The organism is Guyparkeria halopsychrophila, from assembly GCF_044582135.1.
Lineage (GTDB): Bacteria > Pseudomonadota > Gammaproteobacteria > Halothiobacillales > Halothiobacillaceae > Guyparkeria.
Genome location: NZ_JBDODP010000019.1, coordinates 45,549 through 54,284, shown reverse-complemented (window position 1 = coordinate 54,284; position 8,736 = coordinate 45,549). Strand labels below are relative to the sequence as shown.

At 63.0% G+C, this 8,736-nt stretch carries 9 protein-coding genes; all 9 read left to right on the top strand.

Annotation, left to right across the window (positions count from 1 at the left end; translation table 11 throughout):
- The first annotated feature begins 9 nt into the window (after positions 1 to 9).
- The 9 genes from ABGV18_RS09255 (at position 10) to ABGV18_RS09215 (ending at position 8,637) form a co-directional block, all read left to right on the top strand.
- Positions 10 to 159, top strand: a complete 150-nt coding sequence (locus ABGV18_RS09255) for an SHOCT domain-containing protein (RefSeq protein ID WP_396585777.1) — start codon at positions 10 to 12, stop codon at positions 157 to 159.
- A 159-nt stretch (positions 160 to 318) separates the two neighbouring features.
- Entirely contained in the window at positions 319 to 1,311 is a 993-nt protein-coding gene (locus ABGV18_RS09250) for a YncE family protein (protein WP_396585776.1), read from the top strand.
- A gap of 470 nt (positions 1,312 to 1,781) precedes the next feature.
- Positions 1,782 to 2,174, top strand: coding sequence for a cupredoxin domain-containing protein (locus ABGV18_RS09245; RefSeq protein WP_396585775.1), 393 nt, complete (start codon positions 1,782 to 1,784; stop codon positions 2,172 to 2,174).
- 76 nt (positions 2,175 to 2,250) lie between these two features.
- Positions 2,251 to 4,194, top strand: a complete 1,944-nt coding sequence (locus ABGV18_RS09240) for a copper resistance system multicopper oxidase (RefSeq protein WP_396585774.1) — start codon at positions 2,251 to 2,253, stop codon at positions 4,192 to 4,194.
- Positions 4,195 to 4,215: 21 nt separating this feature from the next.
- On the top strand, positions 4,216 to 5,004 hold the full coding sequence (locus ABGV18_RS09235; RefSeq protein WP_396585773.1) for a copper resistance protein B: 789 nt from the start codon (positions 4,216 to 4,218) through the stop codon (positions 5,002 to 5,004).
- A 329-nt stretch (positions 5,005 to 5,333) separates the two neighbouring features.
- Positions 5,334 to 5,594, top strand: coding sequence for a hypothetical protein (locus tag ABGV18_RS09230; RefSeq protein WP_396585772.1), 261 nt, complete (start codon positions 5,334 to 5,336; stop codon positions 5,592 to 5,594).
- Entirely contained in the window at positions 5,591 to 5,797 is a 207-nt protein-coding gene (locus ABGV18_RS09225; RefSeq protein WP_396585771.1) for a diguanylate cyclase, read from the top strand. The genes ABGV18_RS09230 and ABGV18_RS09225 overlap by 4 nt, the downstream gene beginning before the upstream one ends.
- Before the next feature lie 216 nt (positions 5,798 to 6,013).
- On the top strand, positions 6,014 to 6,331 hold the full coding sequence (locus ABGV18_RS09220; protein ID WP_396585770.1) for a hypothetical protein: 318 nt from the start codon (positions 6,014 to 6,016) through the stop codon (positions 6,329 to 6,331).
- Positions 6,331 to 8,637, top strand: coding sequence for a S8 family serine peptidase (locus tag ABGV18_RS09215; RefSeq protein WP_396585769.1), 2,307 nt, complete (start codon positions 6,331 to 6,333; stop codon positions 8,635 to 8,637). Before ABGV18_RS09220 ends, ABGV18_RS09215 begins: the two co-directional genes overlap by 1 nt.
- The last annotated feature ends 99 nt before the right edge of the window (positions 8,638 to 8,736 follow it).

Genomic DNA, 8,736 nt, shown 5'->3' with positions numbered 1-8,736 from the left:
CCTCTCTTTATCGCCGCCATCGTCTGGCTGGTTCTCGTCATCTCGAGACGAGATCGTTCGTCAGAACCTTCCAGCGCCAGAGAGATTCTTGATCGCCGCTATGCGAATGGCGAAATCGACGAAAAGACTTACGACCGCATGAAGCGCGATCTGAAATAGGTCGCCCGAACGACTCAACTCCCGTTTCCCGGTTGCGATGGCTCCCATCACCATCGCAACCGCCACCTGCTGAGTACGGACTTCATGATCATGACCATTTAAAAAGACAAAGTGCGGACAGCGGCCCACGCTCCCGCCCCGACGTAAAGAGGCCCTCGAATGTCCCCTGAAAACCTAAGCAAACGACTTCTTCCACTTGCCTTCATGCTTCCGTTCGGCATCGCCCAGGGGGCGCCCACGGTTTACATACCTTTGGGTAGTGGCAATGAAGTCATCGCGGTCGACGCCGCCACCAACGAGATCACTGCCACCTATACCGGGCTTAAGAACCCCCACGGGCTTGTGGCAACCCCTGACGGCGAATACCTGGTGGCCGGCAGCCTGTCCGAACGGCCGCTGGCCGAAGGCGAGGATGCCGAGACGCCCAACAGCAAGCTCTACCTAATCCACCCCACCCACGGGCATGTAATGATGACCATCCCGGTGGCCGGCTGGACCCATCACGAAGCGATCACTCTCGATGGCCGCTACGTGGTCTCCACGCATCCGACCCGGGGGGGGATCAGCGTTGTGGATATGCACGACAACCAGGTGATCGAAACCATCCAGACGGGGCCGGCGCCGAATTACACGCTGATGGCGCCGGACGGGGAATCCGCCTTCGTGAGCAACAGCGGGAACGGCACCATCAGTGAAATCGACTTAACCAACTGGACCGTCTCGCGCACACTCGAGGGCGGGCCTTCTCCTGAGCATCTGGTGCTGTCGGCGGACGGTCAGACGCTCTACGCAACCAATCCCCGTGCCGGCACGGTCTCGGCAGTCTCGGTGGATTCAGGGAAGGTGACCGAGTCCTTCCGTATAGGTGACGGCCTGCACGGATTGGACATCGGTGATGATGGAAAAACACTGTTCGCCAGCGCCATGAGCGAGGATAAGCTGGTCGCGCTCAACCCGACCACTGGCGAGCGCCAAACCTTGAAACTATCCCCCGCCCCGTACCACCTCGACACCATTCACGGCACCGGCAAGGTCTACGTCTCCAGCAGCAGCCAGCCGATCATATGGGTTGTCGATCAGAAGACCATGAAGCTAGTAGACACGATCGACCTGCCGGGGGGCGAAGCCCACCAAATGGCCGTGATGCCCTGACATTTCTGCCGCCGGCGCGTTGCTCTCGCGCGAGCCAAAATGGCTTAGTGATCCGTCGCGGGGCCATGTAAGGGGACTCGTCAGCAGATCCGACCATATCCACAACAAAACTCCGTGATCGGCCCACACAAGCGGAACCATAGAAGCCGCATTCGGCCATTCCCATTCCCATTCCCATTCCAAGCAACGTGCTATTTTCAGAAGAGATGCGCTCTTTTCCCCGGCAGTCCCAGCGCTGCCACCATCTGGGCATATGCACCCGAAAACCCACCTGACAAAAACGTAATCTGATCGTCAGGTCGAGGACAGGACCGATAAGTAAAGTCGCTGGTGTTCCAAGGCGAAACGCCATCTCAGACAGAATCCGAATCGCGAGGCATTAACCGATGAAAATAAGACACGCCCTGATTGCATGTGCCCTCTTCCCACTCGCGGCCGGTGCGGCCGGAAATCATGCGGGCGGGCAATCGATGACTGGTCACGAGGCAGCCGCCGAGTCGGAGCAATCGGCCCAGGCCGACCGGACCATCGAGGTGACGATGACCGACGGGATGCGCTTCTCCCCGAATCACATTGAGGTAAAGGCCGGCCAGACCGTCCGGTTCATCGTGAAGAACGTCGGTGATCAACCCCACGAAATGGTGATCGGCTCGCTCGACGAACTAAAGGCGCACGCCGAGCAGATGCGCCAACAGCCAGGCATGGCCCACGACGAGCCCAACATGGTTCGTCTAGATGCCGGCGAGACAGGGGAGATCGTCTGGCATTTCGACTCGCCGGGCCAGGTGGATTTCGCCTGTCTGATACCGGGGCATCTCGAAGCCGGCATGCAGGGGACGATCGACGTCCGGGCGACGCCTTAAACCCGATTTGAACACGTGGGGCCACCACGCCCGAACCGAACGAAACACGCTTTCCGTACGACGGAGGGAGATGAAGATGGACCAATACGAAACCCTGACCGGAACAGGCCACTCACGGCGCCGATTCCTGCGAAACCTGACTTCCATGAGCGTCCTGGCGGCGCTGTATGGCTATAGCGGGTTGCGCCCCGCCCTCGGTTGGCCGCAAAGCGGCAACCACGACGCCGAACGACTGGTCGAAGGCGACACCGACGTCTTCCACCTGGTCATCGATCGCACCCCGATGGAGATTGACGGCAAACCCGCCAACCCCATCACCATCAACGGCACCATTCCGGGGCCGGCCATCCGCATGCGCGAGGGCCGTAACGTCCGGATCCGGGTGCAGAACAACCTGGATGAGTGGACGTCGATCCACTGGCACGGAATCCTGCTGCCGTTCCAGATGGACGGTGTACCCGGCGTGGGTTTCGAGGGCATCCCCCCGAACGACACCTTCGAATACAACTACCCCCTCAAGCAGAGCGGCACCTACTGGTACCACAGTCACTCCGGCCTTCAGGAACAACTGGGGCATTACGGTCCATTGATCGTCGAGCCGGCCGAACCCGAGCCGTTCGACTACGACCGCGACTACGCGGTCGTGCTGTCGGACTGGACCTTCGAGGATCCGCACGAGGTGTTCCGCAACCTCAAGGTGTCCGAGGGCCATTACAACTACCAGAAGCGCACGGTCGAAGACCTGCTCGAGGACATCCAGACCAAGGGCTGGGCCCAGACCATGCGCGAGCGCCAGATGTGGGGCGAGATGCGCATGAGCTCGCGGGACCTGCTCGACGTGACGGGCAGCACGTACACCTACCTGGTCAATGGCCGGTCGCCCAGTGAGAACTGGACGGGCCTGTTCCAACCCGGCGAGAAAGTGCGCTTGCGGGTGATCAACGCCTCGGCAATGACCTTCTTCGACGTGCGCATCCCCGGCCTGAAGATGACCGTGGTCCAGGCCGACGGCCAAAACATCGAGCCCGTTCCGATCGACGAGTTCCGTATCGGCGTGGCCGAGATCTACGACGTGATCGTCGAGCCGACGGACGACCAGGCCTACACCCTCTTCGCCGAGTCCATGGACCGCAGCGGCTTTGCCGCCGGCACGCTCGCCACCTCGGTCGGAATGACCGCCGAGATCCCCGAACTGCGTCCCATGCCCTCCCGCGGGATGGAAGCCATGGGCATGGACATGGACGACATGGACATGGGCGGCATGAACATGAGCGGGGACAGCATGGCCATGGACGACAAATCCAAGGCCAAGAGCGGCAAGATGGACATGTCCATGAACGACAAGTCCAAGGGTATGAACAGCAAGCCGACCATGGACGATCAAGGCTCCACGTCCGGCGGAATGGCCATGGGCGCCGATGACAGCAGCCACGCCGGGATGAACATGGCCGCGAGCGACCCGAACAAGCAAGTGCCCTGGCCGTTGGCCGACCGCAACATCTCGCACGGCCCGGACGATCACGGCCCGGGCGCGGCGATGGTTGCCAGGAGTCCCGGCAACCGCATGGACGACCCGGGTATCGGCCTGAAAAGCACGCCCGACCACAAGGTGCTCGTCTACAACGATCTGAAGGCACTGGCCCCGTGGCCCGACCCACGCGAGCCGGAACGGGAGATCGAGCTTCACCTGACCGGCAACATGGAGCGGTACATGTGGTCGTTCGACGGCGAGAAGTTCACGGAGGTGGACGGACCGATCCAGTTCCATCACGGGGAACGGCTGCGCCTGATCCTGGTGAACGACACCATGATGGACCACCCGATCCACCTGCACGGGATGTGGATGGAGATGGAAAATCAGCACGGCGACCTCCGCCCCCGCAAGCACACAATCTCCGTGAAGCCCGGCGAAATGATCTCCGCGCGCATCACCGCCGATGCCCCGGGCGACTGGGCGTTCCATTGCCACCTGCTTTATCACATGGAAGCAGGCATGTTCCGCGTCGTATCCGTCGCCTAACGTTTCAGAGGAGCAAGATTGATGATCTCAAACCGACACCTTTCCAAAACCGTCGGCGGCCTGCTGACCGCGAGCATGCTGGCCATCATGCCCCTGAGCGCGATGGCCGATGGCCAGGCGTCCTTCGCCAGGGATAAGGGCTGGGCACCCCCCATGGGTGACGCGCCGCACGGTCGTTTTCTCTTCGACCGGCTGGAATACGCCGCCGGTGACGACGAGGACAGCGTCGACTGGGAGTTCAAGGGCTGGTACGGCGGCGACACCAACCGACTCGTGGTCAAGGGCGAAGGCGAACACGTCGTCTCCGGCGGCGACGGTGGCGAGATCGAAGCACTCGACCTCCTCTACGGCCGCCTGATCGCCCCCTACTGGTCCGTGCAGGCCGGCGTCGGTTATCAACTTGAATACGGCCCCGGCCCGAACCACGATCGCGGCTTTGCCGTGGTGGGCCTGGAGGGACTGGCGCCCTACTGGTTCGAAATCGATACCAGCCTGCGGGTCAGCGAAGACGGCGACGCCTCGATCGGTTTCGAGGCCGAGTACGACTTCCTGCTCAGCCAGCGCCTGGTCCTGCAGCCGCGCTTCGGCAGCTCGTTCGCCTTCCAGGAGGTCGAGGAGTTCGGCGTCGGCCAGGGCATCAACAGCGTCAAGCTAGGCCTGCGCCTGCGTTATGAAATCCAGCGCGAGTTCGCCCCCTACGTCGGTGTGAGCTGGAAGAAACAACTGGGCGACACGGCCGACCTCGCCCGCGACGAAGGTCACGACACCGAGGATCTGCGGTTGGTTGCCGGCGTACGGATGTGGTTCTAACGACACCGTTCCATGAATAGAAAATGCCCGGTATAGAACCGGAATAAAAAAATGCCCGGCAGACAGCTAGTCTGCCGGGCATTTCTTTGTTACCACTCGTCCCCGCCGAATTCGGTTCTGGACAACGGCCATACAGCCTGTGGTCACCAAGGCAATGGCCCGCGAGCGTTGATGCCACATGCTGAACGAAACCTGGGTTCAAGCCGACGGCATCATTCGGGAGCCCCAGCCGCATGTGTTGTGCGTTGAGGGTCCTCCGGTTTCGTTCCGGGGCGAGGTGTTCTGATTGGATGACCCCGACTCACTGATCCGCACCGTCAGGAGAGCCCGTGCAGACACCGGAAAACCGCATCCGCCAACTGGAAGCCGCCCTGGCCTCGGAGCGAACACGAGCGGACGACCTCTTCGAGGAGATGTTCGTTCGCAACGCCGCGCCCAAGCTCCTGATCGCCGCGGATTCCGGTCAGATCATCGATGCCAACCCGGCGGCCGTCTCGTTCTACGGGTACGACCGCGAGACCCTGCTCTCCCTGAACTGGGCCGCTGGGGCGGGGAGGAATTCCTCGTCGTCGCCACCCATACGCCGTTGAGCGGCGCGATGAAATTGGCCGAACGCATCCGCGCGGCAGTCGCCGACTCGCCCTTCAAGGATGTCGGGACGGTGACCGTGAGTGTCGGCGTCGCCGAGATGCACGACGGATTAACCACCAAGACACTCGAAGCCCGAGCCGACGAAGCCCTCTACGAGGCAAAGAAGGCCGGACGGAATCGCGTGCAATTGGCTCAGTCCTGACGCGCGGCTCGCCAAACCGCCCCGCTATCCATGGCGAGGCCGAGGCCCGCCCGTCACCACGGACAAGGAATGCCAAAAACGACAGGTAAAATCCCACGACCAAGTTAGACTAGGCCCTAGGTGGAAATGCAAATGCTTGTCAATCGCCTTTTCGGTCAACTTCGTCGACAGGACATCCCATCGGCCTGGCGAACCGCGTCAATGGAGGGCCCTGCCATGTTCCTAAAGCCGTTTCGCACCCTGGTCTCGCTGGCCACACCGCTCATCCTGGCCGCCTGCGCTGCCCCCGGTTCCTCTGTCGCCGACCCGTCCTACGGTCAGCTCAACGGTGTGCTTGCCGCCGACGCGTCAATCCTGTTCGTGCCCGTGGGCGTGGATAACCGAGGTTGCACCATGTTTAGCAAAAGACCCCAGCGCCAGGGCATCCTGGTCGACTCGGGCATCTGGTACCGCACGGGCGATGGCCAGTTCGTGCTCGATGCCAACCGCTGTGTTCCAAAAGACCTCGCTCCCGCGCGGCCGGGGCAGCCGTGATGCTCGTCAGAAACCTCGCCCTGACGGGAACGTTGGCGATTGCGGCCCTGTTACTGGCCGCGTGCGGCGGTGGCGGTGGGGGCTCGGCCCCGCCACCGGATGGCACGAACACCGGCAGCTACACCTTCACCGCGATCCAGCCGGCGGACACCATCACCGTGAGCAACTCCGGCGTCAGCAACCCCTCGGAAGTGGTCGCCGTGATCGACACCGGTCTGGACCTGGATCACGATGAATTCCAGGGCGACAACCCGGTCGGCCAACCGATCGTCGCCTCAACCACGGACTCGACGGGCTCCGCCTCCAACGACGTCAGCGACGAGAGCGGCCACGGCACGGCCGTCGCCTCGCTGATCGCGGGAAAGACGCTGGCCTACTCAGGCAACGCTCAGCTAGGCATCTACGATGTTTCCGACGATCCCGACGGTGATGCAGCCGTTAGCTCGATTCCTCAGGCGATGAGCGATCTGGTCGATAACGGCGACCGCGTCGCTAACCTAAGCTATTCCTTCGATGCGGTGCTCGCCCGGCAGTCTTACCCGACCACGTCCACCGAGCACCAGCAGATCGACACGTTCGTCGACTCCGGTGCCGTGCTGGTTTCCTCGGCCGGCAATGACAGCGCCAGTTACTCGGAGAAGGTCGGCTCAAGCTGGAATGTGGACTGGAACGAAGCGAACACGTTGGTCGACCAATACCTGGTCGTCGGCGCCCTGACCGATGACCAGCTGGCCAGCTACTCCAACTTCGCCGGCGACAACCCGCTGATTCAAAGCCGTTTCCTGGTCACCCAGGACTTTCACACGGTAGCGATCGCGAACGATAGCCCGGACGCCTACGGCACGGCCCAGGGCACCTCTTTTGCCGCCCCGCTCGTCTCCGCGGCCATGGCCACCATCCTGTCCAAGTGGGATCACTTCACGCCCAAACAGGCCGCGCAGCGCCTGCTCGACACCACCGAGCGCGAGTTCGCCAATTACAACGCCGTGGGCCGCGACAACTACGGCGACACCTCCTGCGGCACATCCAGCAACGTCGACTGCGGTCTCTACACCTACGGGCAGGGCCGGCTGGACGTCGAGGCCGCGCTCGCCCCTGAAGGCGTCCTGTCCGTGGCCACCGCCGCCAGCGTGCCGGACGGCGACGACCCGCCAGCGGGCTCGTCGGTCTCGACTTCCGGGTTGATCCTACCGGCCGGTCTGGGCGACACCGCCGAACGCATCGCCATCGCCGCCTCCCGCGTCGAGGTATTCGATGAATTGGGGCGCAACTACACCGCCGACCTCTCCGGCAGGGTGCGATCGGCGAGCGACCCGACCCAGGGCCTCGGCTATCGGATGAGCGAGTTCCTCGCCACGGGACTGACCGGGCGCGCGGAACATCGCGACGAGGCCACCGGCACCATCCAGCGGGTGGGCGTGGATGCCCAGGGACGCGTCAACCTCGCCGCGTTGGGCACCGACACAAGCGCCCGCGGCATGCAACTGGAGGCCTACCATTTCGGCAACGGCGCCTCGGCACCGGATTCGAGCGGCATGGCCGGCATGGCAATGATCTCCTATGCCGGCAATACCCCGATGGCGAACCAGATCGACTCGGCCAACGGCATGAGCGCGCAATTACCCATCGCGCCGCGCCTGTCGATCACCTCGCGGTACTGGCAGGGCGAAAAACGCCTGTCGCTCGACCCGAATGGGACCAGCAACCGGATCAGCAACGCTGCCGTGGGCCTCAAGGCCGAGCTGGTCGACGGTATCGACCTGACTGCCGGCTACGCGCGGCTCGAGGAAAGCGCGGGCTTTCTCGGCATGAGCGGCATGGGCGGTCTCTCCACCCAGTCGGGATCGGACATGGGACTGCTGCAGTTGGGGATTAACGCCCGGCTGGGCGGTTTCTCCGCCTTTGCCAGCTACCAGACCGGCCGAGCCAGCGCGAGCTTCGAGCGCAGCCTGATAACCCGTCTCGATGCCGACGTCAGGCAGCTCGCCCTCGGCGCGTCCTACGGCTTTGACCAGGGCCGTAAGCGAATCGCCTTTGTCGCCAGCCAGCCCATGCACCTGTCCGGTGGCACCGCCCGGCTGAAGCTCGCGGCCGACCGCACCCCCGGAGGCGACGTGATCTACCGACACGAGTCCATCGCCCTCTCGGCCGCCGACACACCGACCAACTACGAGATCGGCTACCGACAGCGCCTGGGCAAGAAGACCCTGCTGGGCATCCACGCCATGCGGATGGAAAATGCCCCCAACCAGACCGGTGGGGAGGTCGATCATGGGGCGATGGCGATTATGGGGTACCAATTCTGAGACATGTTCCCACTCATCAGAAAGCGATCTGGACCCATCGCGTACGTATCTCCTCCACCCTCCTGGAGCGGGATTGGTCTCGGCTTTCTGGACACCCGT

Coding starts and splice junctions, on each gene's coding strand:
- ABGV18_RS09250 (WP_396585776.1), top strand. CDS start 319: ATGTCCCCTGAAAACCTAAGCAAACGACTTCTTCCACTTGCCTTCATG.
- ABGV18_RS09245 (WP_396585775.1), top strand. CDS start 1,782: ATGACTGGTCACGAGGCAGCCGCCGAGTCGGAGCAATCGGCCCAGGCC.
- ABGV18_RS09240 (WP_396585774.1), top strand. CDS start 2,251: ATGGACCAATACGAAACCCTGACCGGAACAGGCCACTCACGGCGCCGA.
- ABGV18_RS09235 (WP_396585773.1), top strand. CDS start 4,216: ATGATCTCAAACCGACACCTTTCCAAAACCGTCGGCGGCCTGCTGACC.
- ABGV18_RS09220 (WP_396585770.1), top strand. CDS start 6,014: ATGTTCCTAAAGCCGTTTCGCACCCTGGTCTCGCTGGCCACACCGCTC.
- ABGV18_RS09215 (WP_396585769.1), top strand. CDS start 6,331: ATGCTCGTCAGAAACCTCGCCCTGACGGGAACGTTGGCGATTGCGGCC.